Below are 338 nucleotides of genomic sequence, written 5' to 3' on the forward strand. Positions count from 1 at the left end.
CCCCAGGACCGCGAGGTGACCGACCCCCGGTGGGCGGCGCTCGAAGGCTTCCGCCCCACCGAGACCGACTAGACCTCCGGCGACCTGCCGACACGCAGGAAGCCGAACACGAAAGAAGAGACAGCCATGGCCGTTCCCAAGCGCCGCCAGTCGCGTGCCAACACGCACGCCCGCCGTTCGCAGTGGAAGGCGTCCGTGCCGACCCTGGTGAAGACCGTCGAGAACGGCAAGGTCACCTACAGCCTCCCGCACCGCGCGAAGGTCGTCGAGGACTCCGCCGGTACTCCGCTCTACCTGGAGTACAAGGGCCGTAAGGTCGCCGACGTCTGAGCCGCTGC

1 protein-coding gene is annotated in these 338 nt (G+C 68.6%); it reads left to right on the top strand.

Features of this window, described 5'->3' with window-relative positions; translation table 11 throughout:
• The first annotated feature begins 126 nt into the window (after positions 1-126).
• Complete coding sequence (gene rpmF, locus FJ658_RS15775; RefSeq protein ID WP_141146263.1) at positions 127-330, top strand: 50S ribosomal protein L32; 204 nt, start codon at positions 127-129, stop codon at positions 328-330.
• Positions 331-338 lie beyond the last annotated feature (8 nt).

This window comes from Schumannella sp. 10F1B-5-1, assembly GCF_006517535.1.
In the GTDB taxonomy this organism is placed as follows: Bacteria; Actinomycetota; Actinomycetes; order Actinomycetales; family Microbacteriaceae; genus Schumannella.